A 20497-nucleotide genomic window follows, 5' to 3' on the forward strand; every position below is an offset into this window, starting at 1 on the left:
TCGGTCCAGCGGGGACAACTCACACCTGTGGCACACCCACTTCAGTTTCTTTCGTGACTCGACGAAGGCGGGCCGGGACCAGCGTCCGCTGTTCCGCCGTTACCTGACCACCATCGGACTCATCCAGGAGGACGACATGCCCACCGCAGCCGAGGTAGCCAAGTACCTGATGGAGCAGTACCGGACCCCGGACGGCCGTACCCTGGCCGGCAGCCTGGACGCGATCCTGCGGCCGGACGGCGGCAACGCGCTGGGACGGCAGGTGACCAGATCCGACACCGTCCCGGCGGCCCGGCCGCCGTACCACAACAGCGACTACGGGGATCCCGCCAAACCCGGGGACGGCAACAAGGAGTGGACCGTCGGCTACTCCCTCCAGACCATCACCGAGACCGGGCGGGCCACCCGGGCGCAGGTCGCCGAGGTGCTGGCCCTGCTCGCCCAGATGGACGGTCGGGACCCGGTGGACGGACCGGCGATCATCAGCGGAGTGCTCGCCGGGTTGACGCCGGAGGCGATCGCGGCGGCGATCCCCACCGACCTGGCCGAGCAGGTCGCCGACGAACTCGGCCGCCGCTTCTCCGGCGGCACCCGCCGGGCCGCCTGACCGTACCGGCACCCGCCGGGCCGCCTGACCGTACCGGCCTGACCCGGTCGGCCCGGTGCCGGCCGAGCGTGACCCGGTCGGTTCGTTGGTCCGTTCCGGTCCCGTCGGCGACGCCCTGCACGGGGCCGTCGACGGGACCGGTCTGTGTCCGGTCCAGCCCGCCCCGTCGCCCCCCCCCGTCGCGCCGTCGCCCGGGAGGACCGGCGTGGCATCCGTCAATCCCGTGGGAGGGTCGATGCAGTCCTCGTTCCCCCTGTCCCAGCCCGAACCGTCCGCCACCACCCGAACGGCAGCGGCGGCACGACGCCCCGTGGCCCCACCAACCCGACGTCTCCGGCGGCGCTCCCGGACCCGGGGCCTGTTCGCCGTCGCCCTGGTCGGTGCCCTCGCCGTCACCGGAGCCGCCCCGACCCCTCGGGCGAGCGCGGCCGAGAACCCGTACCAGCGTGGCCCGGAGCCGACGGCGGCGAGCATCGCGGCCACCCGTGGCCCCTTCGCGGTCGCCGAGGTGACGGTGTCGTCTTTCCAGGCCAGCGGCTTCGGGGGCGGGACCGTCTACTACCCGACCAGCACCAGCGAGGGCACCTTCGGTGCGGTGGCGATCGCCCCCGGCTACACCGCAGGGCGGTCGACGATGGCCTGGCTCGGGCCCCGCCTGGCCTCGCAGGGTTTCGTCGTGTTCAACATCGACACCCTCAGCCGGTACGACCAGCCGGGCAGCCGGGCCCGGCAACTCCTGGCCGCCCTCGACCACCTGACCCGACAGAGTTCGGTACGCGACCGGCTGGACCCGGACCGGCTGGCAGTGATGGGTCACTCAATGGGTGGCGGCGGTGCCCTGGAGGCGGCCGAGTCCCGCCCCGGTCTGCGGGCGGCGGTCCCGCTGACCCCGTGGCACCTGACCAAGGGGTGGTCCGGGGTTCGGGTCCCCACCCTCGTCGTCGGAGCGGAGTCCGACACGGTGGCCCCGGTCAGGTCACACGCCGAGCCGTTCTACGAGAGTCTGGGCACCGGTGTCGACAAGGCGTACCTGGAGTTGAACGCCGCCAGCCACTTCGCCCCGAACTCGCCGAACACCACCATCGCCTCGTTCGGCATCTCCTGGTTGAAGCGGTTCGTCGACGACGACACCCGGTACGAGCAGTTCCTCTGCCCCCCGCCCCGCCCCGGTACGCAGATCGAGGAGTACCGGGACAGCTGTCCGCACTCCTCCTGACCGACCCGTGACCCCGGCCGACGAGCGGACTCCGTCGACCGGGGTCACGGCGTGAACGGGGTCCGGAGCCCTTCCGGCCGCCCCGCCTGTCGTCACCACCCGCGTCGTCGCCTCGGTCCTCGGATGCCGTACGGGTTCCGTTGAACCATTGGGACCCCCATTCGTAGAAGGGGGCCGGGACGGCAGGATGTGTGTGAACCGAGGGTGTGTGGAAGGCGATGGTGTTGATGCGGCGAGCCTTGGCTTCGGTGCTGCTGCTGATCGGGATGGTGCTTGCCCTGGCGGCTGCACCGGCCGGTGCAGCCCCTGCCGAGACCGGCAAGTACTACGTTGTCGGGCCGGTGGTGGATGGTCAGCGGGAGTATCTCTACGCCATCGCCCTGAAAACCCTCGGTAACGGCAACCGGTTCCGGGAGATCGTCCAGCTCAACGAGGGACGGACGCAGCCGGACGGGGAGACCTTCACCGACGGCCTGGTGCTCAACCCGGGTTGGCTGCTCGTGCTTCCCGAGGACGCCGAGGGCTCCGGGGTACGCAGTGGACGGCTGCCCGGCGGTGCCTCCTCACCTCGGCCGAGCCCGAGCAGCGCGGCTCCCAGCCCGACGCCGAGTCCCTCGCCGAGCCCGTCACCAAGCGTCGCACCCACCACGGCGCCCCCCAGCTCGGCAGCCCCGCCCCCGCCGCCACCCTCGACGCCGGCTACGGCACCGGCGCAGGTGCCGACCCAGGCCGGTGCCCGGCCCCCGGCGGCCGACGACCCGGTCAACCCGCTGCTGATCCGGGTCGGTGCCGGTCTGATGGCGGTGGTGTTCGCCGTGGCGGCCCTGCTGTTGCTGCGCCGGGGTGGCCGCCGGGGCAAGCTGGTCCTGGAGGACCACGGACCCTGGCCGCCGGAGCGGCACCAGACCCCCACCCCTGCCCAGCGGAACGCTGCCGAGACGACCACGGTGGTCAGTCAGGCCCTGCCGCCGACCGCCCCGGCGCAGCGGGACGGCACGTCGGCGGCGTCGATCGCCTCGCGTCGTTCGGCCCCGCAACCACCGCCGCCCCCGGTCGGGGGCGGGACGCTCGACGACGACCCCCGCTACGACGACGACCTCGACTACGACGACGACTTCCGCTACGACGACGACTTCCGCTACGACGACGATCCCCGCGACGGGGACGGCCCCCGCTACGACAGGGACTCCGGCTACGACGGGGACTCCCGTGACGACGAGGACTCGCGCCACGACGACGACTCCCGCTACGGGAACTCGCGCCACGACGACGACTCCCGTTACGACGACTCCCGTTACGACGACGACTCCCGCGACGGCGACGGGTCCCGGTACGAGGAGGTCCCGGTCAGCGCCTCGACTGCGCAGTCGTCCGCCCCGCCCCGTCCCCCCGCCCCGCGTCGGCCGGGCTCCCCGCCGCCGCCCCGGTCGGACGGCCCACGGCGCGGCGCGGCGCCCGCCGGTCCGCCGCCCCTGCCGCCCCGGCCGCCTTCGGCGACGAACCGTTCGGCGCCGCCCGCCCCGCCGCAGCGATCCGCCCCGCCACCGCCCCCGCCGAAGCCCCCGGCACCCTCGGCCGGACCCCGTCGACCGGACGCCACCTCCCGTCCCGGCCGGTCGGGCGATCCGCGTCCGGCCCCGTCGAGTGAGACCCGTTCCGGCCCGTCGAGTGAGTCGCGTCCCGGCCCGTCGAGTGAGTCGCGTCCCGGCCCGTCCGAGTCGCGTCCGGGGCAACCACGTGAGCCGCGTCCGGTCGGTCGGGGCGAGGAGCCGCGACGGCCGGGCACCCCTGGTGAGGGGGCCCGTCGGCCCGCCGCGCCCGGTCAGGGACCACGTCCGGCAGGGCCGCCGACGGGGCAGCCCCGGCGCCCCGAGGCGCGGACGGCCCAACCGGCTCCACCGTCGGGTGACGAGTCGGCGGCCGGGCGGCCCGTACCCGAGGAGACCCGGACCCCCGCGACGAAGCGTGAGGCCACCGCAGACGGTGCCGTGCCACCGAAGGGTCCGGGTCGGGCTCCGCGGTCGGCGGAGTCCGCGGACCGCCCCGCCCCGCCGCGACCCCCGCAGCCCGCCGGCGCGTCGTCGGACCCCCGCCCCACCGGCACGGATCCGCAGGCGTCCGCGCAGCAGCCCACCGACCGGACCTCGACGGCCCGGACGGGCCAGCAGCCCACCGACCGACGGCCCGACGCAGAGGGGGCCGGCGAGGAGACCGGTGTCGAACCACGGACCACGGCACCGGTCGTCGGAGCCCGCTCCACCTCGACGTCGGACGACGAGCCGGCGACCGGGCGGTCCCGTCCCGCAACCTCGGCGGGGACCGGTCGGCCGACCGACGAGGCACGCGACACCGAGTCGCGGGACCAGGACTCGCCCGACGACGACCGGACGGCCCTGCGGCGGATCGACGACGCCCCGGACGACGACCGGGCGGACCGGCGGTGGCAGGACGACGAACCGGACGACGACGAGACGGGCGGGTCCCCGTCCGACGACGACCCGGCCCGTCCGTCGGCCGAACCCCGCCGCGCACCCCCGCCCCCGCCCCGCCCTGCGGCCACCGGGCACGCCGCCCCGTCGACCGCCCGGCCGTCCGAGCCGCCCAGACCGGCCCGTCCGGCCCAGCGCCCGGCCCGGCCCCCGGCCCCGGTGCCACCGGCCAGGACCGCGCCCCCCGTGGGGAAACCCCGCAACGGTACGGACGTCGTTCCGGCCCGCCGGCCCGGTCCGGGCAGCGATCCTCGCTCAACCCCGGCGGCGGAACCGTCGCCGGACGGCCCGGCCCGGGAGGTCCGCGCCCCGAGGAAGCCCGTATCCGCCGGGTCGACGGCCGGGGCACCACGAACGGCGATGCGGACCGGTCCCGCCCAGACGGAGCAGGACGTGTCCCGCCCGACGGTGCCGGCGGAGGGTGAGGTGCCGTACCTCAACGCCGAACTGGCCACCGAGGTCGGGCCGATCCGGATCCGGTTGGTCGGCGTGGCGGCAGGTCGGGGCGCACCCGCGTACGCCTGGCTCGGCGACGGGGAGAAGGCCCCGGCGGCGACCCTGCCGCTGGTGCTGGGTCACCAGGGCCCCTGGCGGCTGCACGTCGACCTCAGCCGGGCCCCGGACGTGCTCACCCTGGTCGGCCCCCGCGAGGCCTCCCGGCGGACGGCCGCGCTGTTCGTCAAGCAGCTACGCCGGGCCGGCATCGGGGTGGCGGTGGTCGGCGACGTGCTCAAGGGCGAGAACCTCGACGGGGTACGCAACCTCGACGACCTGCCTGCGCCGCCGGCCCCGGGCGACGACCTCCCGGAGCCGTACGTCGTGATCACCGGTGCCCTCGCCGCCGGTGCGATGGCCGACGCGCGCAAGCTCGCCGGGGCCACCGGGGGCCGGTGTGTGCCGATGGTGATCGGCCCGGTACCCGGTGGCCGGTGGTCGATTCAGCTGGACCCGGAGGGTCCGGGGCGTACGGGCGACTGAAGCCGGCCGACGGTGCTTGGCAGTGGACCGGGTACGACATCCGGGATCTTCTGCCAGGCACCGCCCTGGGCCCGGTAGACCCGGCTCACCTTGATCCGGTCGTACGAGCGGCTGCCGAGGATCAGGTCGACCCCGGCCCGGTGCAGCCGGTCCGCCCGGGTCCGCACCTGTCGCAGTGGAGACAGCGCCTCGTTCGTGGCGCGGACGTCCACAGTCCGTCCCCGGGGCACCCGTACCTCGACGAGCAGCCGGTTCGGCCGAGGCGTCGGCTGCTTGCGGTGCAGCCGTAGCCACCCCCGGGGCAGGCGACGCGCCCTCATCGGCAGCAGGACGTACGCGCGACGGGTGCCGAAGCCGGGCCACCGGAGTACGTCGTTGGGCAGCCCCGCCACCGAACGCGGAGTGGGGTCGCACCGGATCCGGAGTCTGCCGCCGGACGCCTCGCCGGTGGGCAGGAGCTTGCCGTAACCCTCGGCCCGGAAGGTGCCGACCGGGCTCACCCGGTCGAGTCGGGCGGCGGGCAGCAGGTAGGTGTCGGGGGTGCCGAGCAGGTACTGGAAACGGGCCGGTACGTGTGAGCGCAGTACCGCCATCGGGATGGCGCCGCCCGGAGCGATCCGAACCCGCAGCAGATCACTTCCGGTCTCCGCCGACCGGGGGTCGAGGAAGGCGACGAGGAACAGTTCGGCGCTGGGCATCCCGTCGTCCATCGCCCGGACCGGGTCACCCTCGATGCGGATGAACGCGTCGAACGCCTGGCCGTTGACCTGCTGCCCCGCGCGGAGCCAGGGCGGCCCGTACGCCGGGCTGCGCCGGCCCTCGGCGAGCAGGGTGGGCCGGGGCAGCGGTGCGACGATGGCCGCCGTCGCGGCGGGCCGGTCGTCCTCGGAGGAGGAGGACGTCTTCGACGTCGGAGCCGGGTCACCGGGGGCGTCGGACGTCCCGGTGGACTCCCCGGGGTCGGGGGCGTCTGCGGTCGGCTCCGGGTCGACGGTCCGCTCCCGGGTCTGCGCCACCGTCGACACCACGATCCGCTGCCGGGTCAGCCGGGAGATCAGGAGCCCGTCGGGGGTGGCGTCCAGGTTCGCCGGACCGTCGGCGTACGGGGGGTGGTGCGCCTGCCACTGGGTCGCCGATCCGGCCGGGTCGAGGGCGCGCAGGTCACGCTGGTCGTCCATCAACTCGGCCCGGCCACCCGGGGGTGGGGTCCAGACGGTGGCACCTGTCATCTCGGCCAACTCCATCGCCTGCTCGACGAGGAGGGCCTGCTCACCGGGGTCGGACGGCCAGTTCAGCCAGAGTCGCAGGTCGGCACCGTAGAGGGGCAGGTCGCCGAGGAGTGCGGCGAGCTGGCCGCCGCTGTGCACCTCCTGGGTGCCGCTGTAGTTGCCGACGAGGAACCCGCCCGCCCGGGCGGTGACGGCGACGGTCACCAACCCCTCGGCGGTGACCCCGAGGCGGGCGGCGGTGGCCCGGCGGGTGACGAAGTCCGCCCGGGTGGCGAGGGCCAGTCCGTCCGGCAGGGGCAACCCCACGATCCCCTGACGGGGCCGGACCAGTCCCTCGGTCACCGCGAACCAGCCGGGCAGGGGAGTGGCCAGGTCCGGGGGTTGGACCACGAGCCAGTCCATCGGCTGGCGGGTGATCCGGTGCAGGGGCACCGCGTGCAGGGGACTGTCCTCGGTGCCCCGGTCCGTGCGGTCGCCTCCGGTCTCGGTGACCGGGGCGTTGGTGTGCCGGATGTCCGCGCCCTCCGGGCTGATCAGGACGTCGTGTCCGAGCAACCCGGCGACCTCGGTGAAGACCTCCAGGTGCCGGGCACCGTCGTCGGCGAGGATCCGGACGTCGTCGGCCGCGTCCCCGGTCCGCCGGACCAGTTCGGCGACGGCCCGGGCGTCCAACGGCCGCCCGGGGTCGGTCGGTACCACCAACCGGCCCTCCGGGCCGGTCGCCATCCACAGGTCGAGTAGCCCGGCCACCCGTCGGTGCCGGCGTGGGTCGAAACGTCGGGTCGCCGGGACCCGTTCCAGACCCCTGCTTCGGACCAGGCCCGGAGCCCGGTTGAGCCCTGTCACCACCGTCCCCTGCCTTCTGTTCCGCCGGGGCGTCGCCGCCGGGTTTGTGCAAGTGTTTCCATAGTGTTGCTCAGGTAGGCACGGATCGGTCGTCGTGGTCGGCGGCCTCCCCCTGCCCGCCGAACCCGTTCGCCCCAGGGAGATCTTCCCGTGACGGGGTGCCGGTACGCTCGGCTGACCCCATGACGAGGATCATGGAAATCTGGTTCAGTTTGATTTGAACGAACTCGGCGCTGATCCGCAATAGAGGGGTGAAGGCCGGTGACGCTCGGCCGTGGTGACTGAAGGAGGACACCCAGTGCTGGCGATGCGCCCAACAATTGCCCGCCTGCTCGTTCTGGTGGTGATGGCAGGCTCGGCGGTTCTGGTCGGACTCCGGCCGTCGTCGGCGACAGCTGCACCGGACGCTCAGGCCTACGTCAAGTACTACGTGGTGAAAGCGAGGCACGAGGGCCAACCGGAGAACCTCACCGAGATCGCCCGCCGGTTCCTCGGCAGCGGGGAGCGCTCCTCGGAGATCTACCACCTGAACACCGGCCGGGTCCAGCCCGACGGTGCCCGCCTGACCGACCCGGCGAAGCTCAAGGCCGGGTGGGCACTGGTGCTGCCCTGGGACGCCGCCGGTGAGGGCGTGAAGTACGGCCAGCTTCCCGGCACGGAGTCCAGCCCGAGCCCCACGCCGCGACCCTCGAACACGTCGCGTCCCGACCCCCGGCCGAGCGCCGAGAGCCCGAGCCCCACCCCGACCCGGACCAGCCCCAGCCCCACGCCCTCGTCGAGCCCCAGCCCCCGGCCGAGCGGTTCGTCGGAGGACTGCAGCGCGACCACCGGGTCGAGCAGCCAGTCGGACTGGGCGCAGCTGCGGATGGCCGCCGACAGCGCGTGGACCCTGACCCGTGGCAACGGGGTCAAGGTCGCTGTGATCGACACCGGTGTGGACGCAAGCCTTCAGCAGCTCAGCGGCCGGGTCGCGGTCGGTGCGGACGTGACTGTCGGCAACGGACGCGGGGACACCGACTGCCTCGGTACCGGCACCGCCATGGCGGGCATCATCGCCGCGGACAACAGCACCGACGGCACCCCGGTCGGGATCGCCCCGGACGCCACCATCCTGCCGGTACGGATGGTCCGCAGCTCGGGCAACGCCCGTGCGGCCGACGCCGCGAACGCCATCGAGGTGGCGGTCAGCGCCGGTGCCTCGGTCGTCGCCGTCGGCGCCTACGTCGACCTGGGTGACCCGGCGGTGATCGCCTCCATCGCCACCGCCCTCAACCACGACGTGCTGGTGGTGGCTCCCGCACCGACCAAGCCGGTCACGTTGCCGACCCCCAGTGAGCGGGCGGGTTCCGGGGCGTTGCTGCTCACCGGTGGGGTGGGTGCCGGTGACCAGCTCGCCGACAAGTACGCCGAGGGGACCGTCGAGGTGGTCGCCCCCGGGGTCGACGTGGCGAGTCTCGGCGTCGGTGACGGCAAGGTGCTCAGCAAGACCGGCAGCGAGTACGCGGTGGCCTTCGTGGCCGGTCAGGCAGCCCTCATCCGGGCGGCCTACCCGGACCTCACCGCAGCCCAGGTCGAGGAGCGCATCCAGAAGACCGCCGACGCCATCGGCGGTGAGGCACCGAGCCCCCAGTTCGGCGCCGGGATGATCAACCCGGCGGCCTCGGTGGCGAAGTCCACCGGCGACCAGAACCCGCTCGCCGCCGAGCAGGGTGAGGAGAGCGGGGGAACCGGCACCATCATGCTGGTCATCCTCGGCTTCATGCTGGTCATCGGTGCCGGGGGCATGATCGCGATCCTGCTCCGCCGACGGCTCGCCGGCTGACCGTCCCGTCCACGACGGGCTGACCGCCCCCGCACACGACAGTGCCCCGGCCTCTACTGGAGGCCGGGGCACCGTTGTCGTACGGACTATCGGATGGTGATGACCTGCTCGGCGTTGCCGACGCACCACCAGATGTTCAGTGACGAGCCGACAGACTTGCTGACGCGGTCGAGGCACCGGTCGCTGTACCGGTTGTACAGCACCGGCTTGCCGCCGTGGGTGATCCGCTCCCACTTCTGGGCACCGTGGTCGGTGCACCGGGCGACCTGCACCGGGGTGCCGTCCTTCTTCTCACCCCAGGCCACGTCGAGGCAGAGGCCGTTGGCGCGGACGGTCTTGTCGTTGCGGAACTCCCACCACTGCGACTTGTCGTCGTCGTTGCACTTACGCAGGGTGGTCGGCGAGCCGTCGCCGCCGGTGCCGGCGCTGACGCAGAGGTTGGAGTCCTTGATCAGCAGGTGCCGCATGTTGGACGGCCGGGCCGGCTCGGTCTTCGCCGGGGTCGCCGGCTTCGCCACCGGGGTGGTCTCCTCGGCGGTCGGCGGCGCAGAGGTCTCCTCCTGCTCCACCTCCTCGGCCTCCTCGGTCGTCGGAGACGGCGACGGGGACGGCGACGGAGACGGAGAGGTCTCCTCCGTCGGAGTCGGAGTCGGCGTCGGCTTCTTCGTCGACTTCAGCCGGGTGTCCAGCGCGTAGAAGTCGGTGAAGTCACGGACCGCCCGCAGGTAGGCCTGGGTGTTGGCGTCGAGCTCGCCGCCGGTCTGCCGGACCTGGGTCGGGCCGTTGCGGAACGCGGCGAGCGCCAGCAGGTACGGGTCGCCCTCCAGACCGGCGAGCTCCTTGCGCAGCCCGCACAGCGCGTCACCGACGGCCGGGATGGCCGCTTCCGGGTCCCACGCCGAGACGTCCTCGGAGCCGTACTCCTGCCACACGTCGGAGCGGAACTGCGCGACGCCGCGCTCGCCTTCGGCACCGAGCTTGTTGGGGTCGAACTCGGACAGGGCCATCAGTTGGGCGGCCACCGCGGACGGCGGCACCTCGGCGCAGACCTCACCGGCCTTCTGGACCAGTGGGACGTACTCCTCGGGGATCGCCTTGGGCTGCTGCTTCCCGTTGGCCGGGCGGACCTCGCCCGCCCCGCCGAACGGGACCAGCTTCCCGTAGTACGCGGCGTACCCGCTGGCCTGGTCGACGTACTCGACGGCCTTGGCGGGAACCCCCTTGGCGTCGCGGACGTCCTCCAGGCCGGTGTTGTACGCGGCGAGCGAGAGCCGCCAGGCGTCCCCGGTGACCTGCGAGACCCTCAGCTGGCCGCTGAGGTCACACATGTAGTGGGCAAGGGCGAAGATGTTCGCCGACATGTCGGAGCGCTCGGCGTCGGGCCAGGGCGCCCACTTCTTCCACCTGTCGGCGGTCAGGCCGGCGATGCCCTGACCGCCGGATGCGGTCTGGTCTGCCTGGCGGTCGAGGCCCGACTCGGCCATGAGCTGGCCGGCGAGTCGGGAGGGGCTGAGGGTCGGGCAGGCACGCGCCGCGGCCTGGATGGTGGTGAGCTGCTCGTCGGAGACGGTCCGGCCGACCAGGTCGTCGTCCTGAGCCTGGGCGACGCCCCAGCCGACGGCGGCGACCACCATGGACACCACCGCCAGTCCGGCGGCACCACCGGCGGCGACCTTTCGCGGGATCGGGCCCAGTCGTGATCGGGCGGAGGGGGGGTCGGATTTCACAGGGGTGGTTTCCCTTCCGGCGTAGCGACGTCACTGTGACGACGGACGAACGGTGTCATCCGTTCACCGGGGTCGCACTTCGGATCGTTTGATTTTGATCCGGCCGACATTGAACCGAGAGGGTGCCCGGCCCGTCAACGTGGCTACCGCCGGCCGCAAGGCTTCCGAGCGCACCGGCAGGTTCGTCGAACCGTTGATCGGAGGAAACATGTTGAACCGCCGCAAGGTGCTCGGGATGGGGCTCGCCGGTGCCGCTGTGGTCGGCGTACCGATGGTGGCCGCGCCCCTGCTCTCCCGGGCCCGCGCCTCCGGCGGCCTGCCGATGAACGTGGTCAACAGCAGTGGTTTCGAGAACTCGAAGATCACGATGTACGTCGTCGGCACCCACCTGGAGTCCGGCCAGCAGGGGTACGTGCGGGAGAGCGGCAAGTTCACCCCGGCCAACCTCGGTGACAACGGCCAGGACGGTTACGCCGACATCGGGGTGTCCCTGTCGGGCAACGGTGAGACCCGGTTCGACCTGCCGATGATGTCCGGTCGGGTGTACTTCGCCATCAACGGTCGCCTGCGGTTCACCATCGTCACCGACGGTAACGGAAAGCCGGCGTTGCAGTACCCGGTCGGCTGGGTGGAGGGCGACCCCGCCTACAACGTCCTCCACGACTGCTGGGAGTTCACGTACAGCCCGGCCGGGATGTTCTGCAACACCACGATGGTGGACATGTTCAGCATCCCCATGTCGATCCGCCTCAACGGCAGCCAGGAGCAGGCCACCGGCAAGCTCAACGACGGCGGCCGGGACGCGATCTTCGCGGAGATGGCGGCCCAGAAGGACTTCGGGCGTCTGGTCATCGGGGACAAGCTGCGGATCATCGCCCCCGGTAAGGGCGTCGAGACCGGGCGCTTCTCCGGCAACTACTTCGACCCGTACATCGGTGAGATCTGGGACAAGTACAGCAGGACCGAGATGCGGGTACGCACCAACGCGGGCACCTTCCGTGGGCGGGTCTCCGGCGGTCAGCTCACCTTCGACAACGGCGTACGCTCCTTCGCCCGCCCCTCCACCCTCGACGTCCTGTTCTGCAACGGCGCCCTCGACGCGCCCAACGACGGGGTGTCCGGCCCGGTGGCGGCGATCCTCGGCGCCGGGTTCAACAGGTCCGTGCTGGGTCAGCAGGACCAGCCCGTCACCAACCGGGACTCCTACTACCAGCACCCGGTCACCAACCACTACTCCCGGATCCTGCACCGGCACTCCGCCGACCGGAAGGCGTACGGGTTCCCCTTCGACGACGTGGTCGACGACGCCTCGTACATCCAGGACCACTCGCCTGGCGAAATCACCATCACCCTGACCCCGTTCGGGCCGGGTGGCGGAGGCAACGAGCGGGAGTTCGTCAGGTCGGTCCCGCCGGAGGGTCACAACCAGCCGCCGGCCGGTGAAAACCAGCCCGCCCCCGGTGTGCAGCGCCGCCGGGGTGTGGACGAGAACATCGCGGCGACCACCTACGACCGGGACAACGGCGCGAAGCGGGAGGGCAAGCACGTCGGGTTCCTCGCCCACGGTGACTGGATCTGCTTCAAGGACGTGAACTTCGGCGACAAGTTCGTCAAGCACTTCTCGCTGGAGGTCGCCTCCGGTGCCGAGGGCGGCATCGCCGGCCTGATCGAGCTGCGCCTCGACGACCCGGGCAGCAAGCCGATCGGCTCGATCCACCTGGCGAACACCGGTGGCTGGGAGAAGTGGGTGTGGTCGCGCAACGGCATGGACTGGCAGATGGGCAAGCACGACGTCTACCTGACCGTCAACAGCGGGCGGCCCGAGGAGATCGGCAACATCCGCAACCTGAAGTTCCACCGGTGAGCGTCGCCGTCGCCGTCGCCGCACCACGGCGACGGCGAACCCCCGATCCGGACCGGCGCGGACGGTCGGGCCGGACGCTGCGCAGCAGCGTCCGGCACCGGCCACCAGCACTCGATCGCCGACGGCCGAACACTCTCTCCGATGAGTACGGTTATCCTCTTGCCCTAGGCGGGTTCGGCGTCGATGCGCCGGCCCGGTCGTACGGTAGTGATCCGTACGTCAAGGGGAGGCGTTCTGTGTCGGCGGTGCCCAACGAAGCGCTGGGGCCCTGGGCCGTAGGCGACGTCGTGGCCGAGCGGACCTCACCCGAGGTCCTGATGCGGCAGATCCACGAGCAGTACCGGACACCGTTGCTGCGGTTCCTCACCCGGTTGGTCCTCGGGCAGACCGAGCTCGCCGAGGACCTGGTGCAGGAGACCTTCCTGCGCACCTGGCGGAACCTGACGGCCCTGGCCGAGGACCCGCGGCGGATCGCGCCGTGGCTCTACACGGTGGCGCGGCACGTGGCGATCGACGCCATGCGGGCCCGGCAGGCCCGACCACCCGAGGTCACCATTCCCGACCTCAACCGCCTCTCCTCCAGCGAGGACGAGATGGACCGGGTGGTCAGCACGCACACGGTCCGGCTGGCGTTGCAGCAGATCAAGCCGGAGCACCGTGCGGTGCTCGTCGAGATGTACTACAAGGGCTCGTCGGTGGCCGAGGCTGCGGCGACACTCGGGATACCGGAGGGTACGGTAAAGTCCAGAACGTATTATGCGGTTCGCGCGCTGCACGCAGCGATCGGTCCGACCGAGCCGTCCTGATGTCTCCCGTCCTGCGTACCTTGGGAGCCATCCTGATGTCTTGTCGTACCGTCACCTTGCCAGATCACCAACACGAGCACCGTCCTGGAGGTCGGCACACCGTCTGCGGTGTGGTCGGGTTGAGAGAGGGGGCGTGATGCGTACCGGCGGTGAGAATCCGACGGCAGAGCACGCCGCGCTCGCCCTCTATCTGCTCGGCGCTCTCGACGAGGGTGAACGGATCCTCTTCGAGGAACACCTCGCAAGCTGCTGGGAATGTCTCTCGGCGGCGGGTGACATGGGCAGCGTGACGAGTGCCCTCGGTGGGCTCGACGCCGCCGACTGGAACACGCTGGCCACCCTGCCGCCGGAGTTCGCCGAGTTCGACCCGACCCGTGCGCCCACCGGTGACACGCAGTGGTCGGGTGCGCCGGTGTCGGGTCTGCCCACCCTGGGCCGGACCGAGCCGACCCCGACCGATCCGGGGGCGCCGCTGCCGGATGCGTCGCCCAAAGGAGCTGCCCCGAAAGGGGTCGCGGCGACGGGTCGTGGGGCCGGCGCCGACGGTGCGGGTGCCCGGCCGGAGCCGGCCCACGCCGAAGCGCCCGACGTCGGTCCCGGTCCGCTCGACGCCGGGTCGCCGGCGGCCCCGGCGGCCGAACCGACCCCGGGCGGGACGGGTCCTGACGATGAACCGTCGGGTCCTCAGGCCGACACCGCGCCGGCTGAGCCCGGCCCGCGTGGTTCGCGTCGCGGCACCGGGGCGCGGGTTCTCGGTTCGATCGGGGCGTCCGGGGGCCGGTCCGGATCCCCGTCCGGCACCCGCCCTGCCGGGAGTCGGAGCCGTCCGCCCGGTGCCGCCCGGCGCCGGAAGTTCATGATGTGGGGTGGGGTGGCCGCCGCAGCGGTCGCTGTCGTCCTGGCCGGTGGCATCGTGACCGCCGTCGGCTTCGACGACCGGGACGCCCTGGTGTTGACCGCCACGGGGGAGGCCCGCGACCAGGGCATCAGCCTGTCGGTCTCGATCACCACCGACGGCGACCAGAGCTCCACCATCCGGATCACCGCCACCGGGCTCCGGCAGGGGCTGCGCTACCGGCTCTTCGCCGTGACCAGGGACGGTGCCACCCACGTGGTACGCGACTGGACCGCCTCGACCGGCACCCAACAGGTGACCGGTCAGCTCGCCCAACCGGTCGACGACCTGGCCTTCATCACTGTGGGGCTGGTCGACGGCACCGCGATCGTCACGGCACCGATCTCCCGGTGACGGTTCGCCCCCGCCCCCGCTCGACGAGTGGGGGCGGGGGCCGTTCGCCGCCTCCACTCTTGTCGCCGTTCGCCGCCTCAGGGCTGTCGCCGCTCGTCACCAAACGGTTACCAAATTCCGGTGAACCGATCTCAGATCATCTCCGTAGTGTCTCGGACCACACTGACAGTGTCTCAGGCCACAGTGTTCGAGACGTCCGGAGGTGCCCATGGCCGAGCAGCCCATACCCGCATCCCTCGATCAGCAGGTGACCGACAAGGCGCTGGAGATCCTGCGTAAGGACCTCGAGCGGCTCAGTAAGCCTGTCGATCCGTCGGACCTGCAGGCCAGGGTTCTCGACGAGACCCGGGGTTTCCTCGACGCGGAGGAGGCGCGGACGTCCATCTCCGCGAGCGCCAGCGCCAGCGCCGATGCCGCTGCCGCCTCGGCTGCGGCGGCGAGCAGCGCCGGGGCGGCGAAGGCGGTGCCGGATCCGAACAAGTACCACTTCGACATATCGACGAAGATCGGCAAGCTCATCGGCAGGGGCGTCAGGTGGGCGGTTCGCGGGATACTGGGGCGCAACGGGAACGATCCCGTCGGCGATGCCCAGACCTTCGCCCCGCAGGCGGAGCAGCCTGTCGACGCCAAGACCCTCAACGAGTTGGTCAGCCGGCGCCTGACCGAGTTGGTGAGAAGCGACCCGGGCCTACGCGACATGTACCGCGCAGGGGAGCTGCCGGCAGTGCGGCACTTCATCAGTGCGAACAGGCCACAGCCGGAGAGTTCGTCGATCCGGAACGTGAGCACCGCGACGGGGCCGGAGCGGCCGGGCAGACCGATTCCTTTCGTTGGCGAATCCCGTGACGTCCGTCGGAGGGACCTGGCGGAGCGCACCGTGGCGCCTCAGCGTCCCGGCATGTCGCCGCAGTCGACGGATCCGGAGAGGTACTGGTCGGATCGGATCGCGCGGGAAGACGCCCGGATGCGAGCCGAGGCATCCGGGGCGCTCGGTGCCGGTGCCGACTCCCGCCGCCCCTCCACCTCGTCGTCCTCGTCGTCCAGCACCAGCAGTGCAGACGACCGGTGGTGGGACCAACCTGACAAGCCGCATCGCGGCAACGGGGAAGGCTCGTCGTTGGCCTCCCCGTACAGCACCCCGGGGAGCACCCCGGGCGCTGAACCGCAGTCGTACCTGTCCGACCGAGGGCCGTCGAGGGATACGGACGTGGCTGCCCAGGCGTCGGCACGCCTCAGAGGTTACGACCCGAGGATCGTGAGCCAACTGCGGACGAAGCCCACCCAGAACACCAACCCGTTCCTCAACAACAAGCAGCCCGGATCGGCCCCCCGACGGTAGCTTCGGCCCCGACGGGGGTCTGTGGAAGCGAATGGCCCCCTGGGGGGCCATGTCACTCGACGTTCGTCAGTACGGGTCGGTGTGCGGGGGCTCCTTGTGCCGGTGCGCCCCGGACTTGCAGCCGGCGAAGGGGCCCGACGGGTCCCGCAGGGTGTTCATCACCGGTCCCAGGTAGTCGCGGTGCCAGTTGGCCGGCCCGCAGAACCCGGCGTGCGGCCCGGTCAGCTCCTGCCACGCCATCCACAGGCCGTAGAGCTGGGCGACCGCCTCCGGATGCAACCACCACCGGGAGCACCAAGGGGCGTTCGAGGAGACCTCTCGGGCGTAGATCGGGATGAGCAGGTGCCGGACCCACATGGTGAGCATCCGTAGCGCCTCGGCGTGCTCCTCACCCTGGAGGTAGAGGATGAACGGCGACGACGGGGGCTTCGGCTCCGGTTCCGGCTCGGGTGCCGGCGGGGGACCCGCCTCGGGTTGGTCCTGGTCGTAGTCGGGGGTGTCGGTGTCGTACTCGAGGTCGGTGTCGTCGTACTGCTGCTCGGTGTCGTCGTACTGCTGCCCGGCAGTGTCGTACGCCGGGTCGGTCTCGGTGTACCGGACGTCGGGGGTGTCGTCGAACCGCTGTTCGGTGTCGTCGTACCGGCGGTCGGTGGGGTCGTACGGCAGGTCCGTGTCGTAGCGGTACTCCTGGGTGGCGTCGTCGTCGTACTGCTGCCTCGGGTCGTGGCGGGGCTCGGGGGCGTAGTCGTACCTCGGGTCGGGCTCGGGCGCCGGCTCGTACTCCTGCCGCCCGTACCCCTGTCGCGGCTGGTGGTCCTGCACGGTCATCGATGCTCCTCGTCTGTGGTCAAGGGGTGCTGGTCCGGCACGGCTCGGTCATGCTCATTTCGGCGCGGCGAAGACCTGCGTCCAGTAGGTGCCGCTGGCGTTGGTGGACATGCCGACCCCGAGTTCGGTGAAGGCACAGTTGAGGATGTTGTTCCGGTGGCCGGTGCTGTTCATCCAGGCCTGCATCACCGCCTCCGCATCGGGCCGGTTGATGGCGACGTTCTCGCCGTAGGTGCTCCACGAGTAGCCGGTCCGGTCGATCCGCTGCCCGACGTTGCTGCCGTCGCTGCCGGTGTGTGACATGTTCTGGTGGTCGGCCTGGTCCTCGCTGTGTCGCTGGGCGGTGGTGGTCAGCTGGCTGTTCGTCCGGACGGGGTCGCACCCGGCCTTGGCCCGCTCCTCGTTCACCAGGCTCAGGACCTCACCGGTCTGGCCCGAGCTGGAGGACCCGCCGGAGCCCGGATCCCTCACGTTGAACTGCTGTTCGGCGACCTGTCCGCCGTCGCCGGTGCTGCCGCCACTGTTGTCGTCCGACTTGGACTTCTCGTCCTCCTTGGGGTCCCATCCGATGACCGTCGGAGACTCGTGCGGCTCACCCAGGACCCCCATGTACTGACCGAAGTGTCCTCGAACCCGATAGATGTACGCCTTGGTCCCGTTGTCGTCCGGTACGCCGCCGGCCTCCCGTACCGCGTCCATTCCGCCGTGGTAGGCGGCCAGGGTCAGGTCGAGCACCGAACCGATCGCCCTGCCGCCGTCCAGGAGGCGCTGGGCTTGCTTGGCCAGGTCACACATGTACTCGCCCTGCGCCATGATCGAGTCTTTGGGGTCGGTGGCGCTGGTCCTGCCGTTGTCGTTGGTGTCCTCGCCGTACTTGTCGAAGACGTCCGGCGGAAGCTGGGAGATGCCCTTCTCCCCGTTCGGGCCGACCAGGGTGTTGTCCCAGTTGGAGGCCACCTGGATCTGCGAGGCGATGACGACCGCCCCGATCGAGGTGCAGATTTCTCCGGCGTCCCGGATGGTGCTCGCCAGGGCGGTCGGCACCCAGGCCCGGGACAACCTCGACGTCCCGTCGGTCTCACTGGCCGCCATCGCGTCCTTGGCCGCCTGGTTGGGATCCTCCGGCCCACCGCCGAAGATCGCCCACACCAGGACCATGAGCAGGATGACCGGTAGGAGCAGGAGATACAGCAGGCCGACCAGGACGATGAAGATCCCGCCAAGGAGCAGCGGCACCGGAAGGAAGACCATCGCCGCAGCTACGGCCAGGCCACCGATGACCACGACGCGACTCGTCATGGACTGCTCGCTCACATCGCCTCCTGTAACCGTGTCGTCGCCGAAGAATTTCTCGAACTCGTCTTGAACCGGGGGCCGTGGCTTCCCGTAGTTGCGACCGTCGACGGCCTGACCGCCGTACCAACGGGGCCCGACCCCGGTCGGTTCAAATCGGGTCGTCGACGAATCCGATTGGAGACGCATGGAGGAGGTGGGAGGCATGGTGCCAACGGCCACAGCCGACTCGGCATCGCGCGTGCCACCGGGACGGGTGTCCGTGCCACAGCCGTACGGTTCCGCCGCATCGTCGCGGCGTGCTCTGTCCGACGAGGGAATCGGCTGGATCGGCGCCCACGGTGGTGCCGGCGCGACGACCCTCACCCAGCTGCTGGGGGGCACCGATCTCGGCTGCCGGTGGCCGGACGAGGAGCTGGCCGAGCCCGGGACGGTGATGCTGGTCGCCCGGACCAACGCCGAGGGGATGCGGGCGATGTCGCGGGCGCTCAACGCGTTGCGGGAGGGACGGCACCCGGCCGGTATGCGGCTCACCGGGCTGGTCCTGCTTGCCGACGCCCCGGAGCGGCTCCCGATGGCCCTGTCCCGCCGGATCCGGGTGCTGCGGTCGGTCGCCCCGGTCCACCGGGTGCCGTGGATTCCTGCCTGGCGGCTGGGTCAGCAACCCCCCAAGCTGCCGAAGGCTCTGCTGAAGCTGGCCACCGCGGCCGGTGTTCACCTGGACGAAAAAGGGAGGCGGTCGTGACCGTCTGGCACGAACAGCTACTGGGACGCCTGGTGGTGTCCGGTCTCGACGTCACACGCATCCAGGCGGCCGAGCCGTTCGACCCGGGAGCCAACGGGGAGGCGGCGGACATCCTCGGCCTGCTCGCCTGGTGCATGACGGCCGCCGCGGTGGGCGGTCTGATCATCACCGGTATGCAGATGGCGATCCAGCTCAACCGTGGTACGGCGGCGGAGAACTCCGAGTACTTCCGGGCGGTCGCGATGATCTTCTTCGCCTGCCTGATCGGCGCCTCCGCCGGCCCGCTCGTCACCTGGTTCGGCGACCTCGGCCTCTGACCAGTCCCGCCCCGCTCCCGGGGCTGTCAGGAAAGCAGCTCCCACCCCCCTCTGACCCGTACGGGTCGTCGCACCGCCCAGGTGCCCGTCCATAGGAGATCAACCGTGTTGATGCAGTTCATGAGTGCTCTGACTCCCCGGGTGTCCAAGCTGCCCGCCGTCACGGTGCCGGACGTCGGCGACAAGGCCCCTCCGGGCCAGCTCAGTGGCCTGGTGACGGACCTGCTGGGCCTGCTCGCCTGGGCGGGCACCGCAGCCGGGGTGGCCGGGGTGCTGATCACCGGCACCATGATGGCCGTCTCCATGAAGCGGGGTGAGAGCAGCGAGCACCTGTCCCGACTCGGCCTGGTGCTCTGCGGCTGCATCCTGGTCGCCACCGCCGGCCCGCTGGTGACCTTCTTCTTCGGCAGTGGGGGCGACGGGGAATGAGTCGGAGCGACCGTCGGCCGAGCCGTCCGGAACAACCGTTCTACAGCGAGCGAACGTGGATCCTGTCGGCTGCTTTTCTCGCCGGGATGATGCTGCTCGCCGGTGTGGTCTGGTTGGGTCGCTCCGAGGACGAGCCGGCGGTCGCTCCCCAGTCCGGCACGGACGGCGTCCAGCAGGTGGCGCAGTGCCCGCCGGGACCGACTGTGGAGTCGGGCCGGGCGACCCAGCCGGACGACCTGACCTGGCGGACCGTCGACGTGGGGTACCGGATACCGGCCTCCCCCTCACAGGGGCCGACCCAGGTGACGGGCGAGGTGATGCGGTGCTTCTCCCGGACCCCGATCGGAGCGGTGCTGGCGGCGAGCATCGTTCCGTTGACAGTGAACGGCCCGGAGTGGCAGGCGGTGGCGGACCAGCAGGTGCTGGCCGACCGGAGCCGGGACATCATGACGACCCGCCGGGCGCGGTACCCGAGCGAGACGAACCGCCGGGGTAGCGGCACCTACGCGGGATTCGCCGTGGACAGGTACTCACCCGACGCCGCTGTGGTCCACCTCCTCATCCGGGGCGGTACGGGGTACGCGGTGAACCAGGTCGAGCTGCGGTGGGACGCCGGGGACTGGAAGCTCGTCCTCACCAAGATCGGCTACACCCACGAATCGTTGGGATCGGTCACCGGCAGCGCCGGCTTCACCCTGTGGAGGGAGTGACCA

15 protein-coding genes and 1 pseudogene are annotated in these 20497 nt (G+C 71.5%); 12 read left to right on the forward strand and 4 right to left on the reverse strand.

The window, feature by feature from the left end:
• From ABT336_RS17305 to ABT336_RS17315, 3 genes and pseudogenes are all read left to right on the forward strand, one after another.
• Window positions 1–607: pseudogene (locus ABT336_RS17305) on the forward strand (hypothetical protein); the annotation flags it as partial.
• 235 nt (window positions 608–842) lie between these two features.
• The gene (locus ABT336_RS17310; RefSeq protein WP_350897618.1) at window positions 843–1823 is read left to right on the forward strand and encodes an alpha/beta hydrolase family protein; all 981 of its coding nucleotides are present in this window, start codon (window positions 843–845) and stop codon (window positions 1821–1823) included.
• 227 nt (window positions 1824–2050) lie between these two features.
• Window positions 2051–5290: a hypothetical protein gene (locus ABT336_RS17315; protein WP_350897619.1), complete on the forward strand. Its 3240-nt coding sequence runs from the start codon at window positions 2051–2053 to the stop codon at window positions 5288–5290.
• On the opposite strand, the gene ABT336_RS17320 is transcribed toward ABT336_RS17315, so the two are convergent.
• A complete protein-coding gene (locus ABT336_RS17320) occupies window positions 5251–7365 on the reverse strand; it encodes a hypothetical protein (protein ID WP_350897620.1) in 2115 nt (704 codons plus the stop codon). The genes ABT336_RS17315 and ABT336_RS17320 overlap by 40 nt on opposite strands.
• A 307-nt stretch (window positions 7366–7672) precedes the next feature.
• On the opposite strand from ABT336_RS17320, the gene ABT336_RS17325 reads away from it, so the two are divergent.
• Window positions 7673–9187, forward strand: a complete 1515-nt coding sequence (locus ABT336_RS17325; RefSeq protein ID WP_350897621.1) for a S8 family serine peptidase — start codon at window positions 7673–7675, stop codon at window positions 9185–9187.
• A gap of 86 nt (window positions 9188–9273) precedes the next feature.
• Here ABT336_RS17325 and ABT336_RS17330 read toward each other — a convergent pair whose 3' ends face one another.
• Window positions 9274–10914, reverse strand: a complete 1641-nt coding sequence (locus ABT336_RS17330) for a ricin-type beta-trefoil lectin domain protein (protein ID WP_350897622.1) — start codon at window positions 10912–10914, stop codon at window positions 9274–9276.
• Window positions 10915–11122: 208 nt separating this feature from the next.
• Between ABT336_RS17330 and ABT336_RS17335 the strand changes: the two genes are divergently transcribed.
• From ABT336_RS17335 to ABT336_RS17350, 4 genes are all read left to right on the forward strand, one after another.
• Entirely contained in the window at window positions 11123–12778 is a 1656-nt protein-coding gene (locus ABT336_RS17335) for a beta-1,3-glucanase family protein (RefSeq protein ID WP_350897623.1), read from the forward strand.
• Window positions 12779–13065: 287 nt separating this feature from the next.
• The gene (locus ABT336_RS17340) at window positions 13066–13584 is read left to right on the forward strand and encodes a sigma-70 family RNA polymerase sigma factor (RefSeq protein ID WP_350897624.1); all 519 of its coding nucleotides are present in this window, start codon (window positions 13066–13068) and stop codon (window positions 13582–13584) included.
• A 136-nt stretch (window positions 13585–13720) separates the two neighbouring features.
• Window positions 13721–14833, forward strand: a complete 1113-nt coding sequence (locus ABT336_RS17345) for a zf-HC2 domain-containing protein (protein ID WP_350897625.1) — start codon at window positions 13721–13723, stop codon at window positions 14831–14833.
• A 208-nt stretch (window positions 14834–15041) separates the two neighbouring features.
• Window positions 15042–16172 (forward strand): hypothetical protein, encoded by a 1131-nt coding sequence (locus ABT336_RS17350; protein WP_350897626.1) that lies wholly within the window; start codon window positions 15042–15044, stop codon window positions 16170–16172.
• 66 nt (window positions 16173–16238) lie between these two features.
• On the opposite strand, the gene ABT336_RS17355 is transcribed toward ABT336_RS17350, so the two are convergent.
• Together ABT336_RS17355 and ABT336_RS17360 are read right to left on the reverse strand one after the other, a co-directional pair.
• On the reverse strand, window positions 16239–17000 hold the full coding sequence (locus ABT336_RS17355) for a DUF4913 domain-containing protein (protein ID WP_350897627.1): 762 nt from the start codon (window positions 16998–17000) through the stop codon (window positions 16239–16241).
• A 54-nt stretch (window positions 17001–17054) separates the two neighbouring features.
• Window positions 17055–18299 carry a CAP domain-containing protein gene (locus ABT336_RS17360; protein WP_350897628.1) on the reverse strand — a complete coding sequence of 415 codons (1245 nt, stop codon included), beginning with the start codon at window positions 18297–18299 and terminating at the stop codon, window positions 17055–17057.
• 256 nt (window positions 18300–18555) lie between these two features.
• On the opposite strand from ABT336_RS17360, the gene ABT336_RS17365 reads away from it, so the two are divergent.
• The 4 genes from ABT336_RS17365 (at window position 18556) to ABT336_RS17380 (ending at window position 20494) form a co-directional block, all read left to right on the forward strand.
• Window positions 18556–19038 (forward strand): DUF6668 family protein, encoded by a 483-nt coding sequence (locus tag ABT336_RS17365; protein WP_350897629.1) that lies wholly within the window; start codon window positions 18556–18558, stop codon window positions 19036–19038.
• On the forward strand, window positions 19035–19355 hold the full coding sequence (locus tag ABT336_RS17370; protein WP_350897630.1) for a hypothetical protein: 321 nt from the start codon (window positions 19035–19037) through the stop codon (window positions 19353–19355). Before ABT336_RS17365 ends, ABT336_RS17370 begins: the two co-directional genes overlap by 4 nt.
• A 111-nt stretch (window positions 19356–19466) precedes the next feature.
• Entirely contained in the window at window positions 19467–19784 is a 318-nt protein-coding gene (locus ABT336_RS17375) for a hypothetical protein (RefSeq protein WP_350897643.1), read from the forward strand.
• Complete coding sequence (locus ABT336_RS17380; RefSeq protein WP_350897631.1) at window positions 19781–20494, forward strand: DUF8175 domain-containg protein; 714 nt, start codon at window positions 19781–19783, stop codon at window positions 20492–20494. Before ABT336_RS17375 ends, ABT336_RS17380 begins: the two co-directional genes overlap by 4 nt.
• The last annotated feature ends 3 nt before the right edge of the window (window positions 20495–20497 follow it).

The sequence above is a fragment of the Micromonospora sp. NPDC000207 genome (genome assembly GCF_040300925.1).
In the GTDB taxonomy this organism is placed as follows: Bacteria; Actinomycetota; Actinomycetes; order Mycobacteriales; family Micromonosporaceae; genus Micromonospora.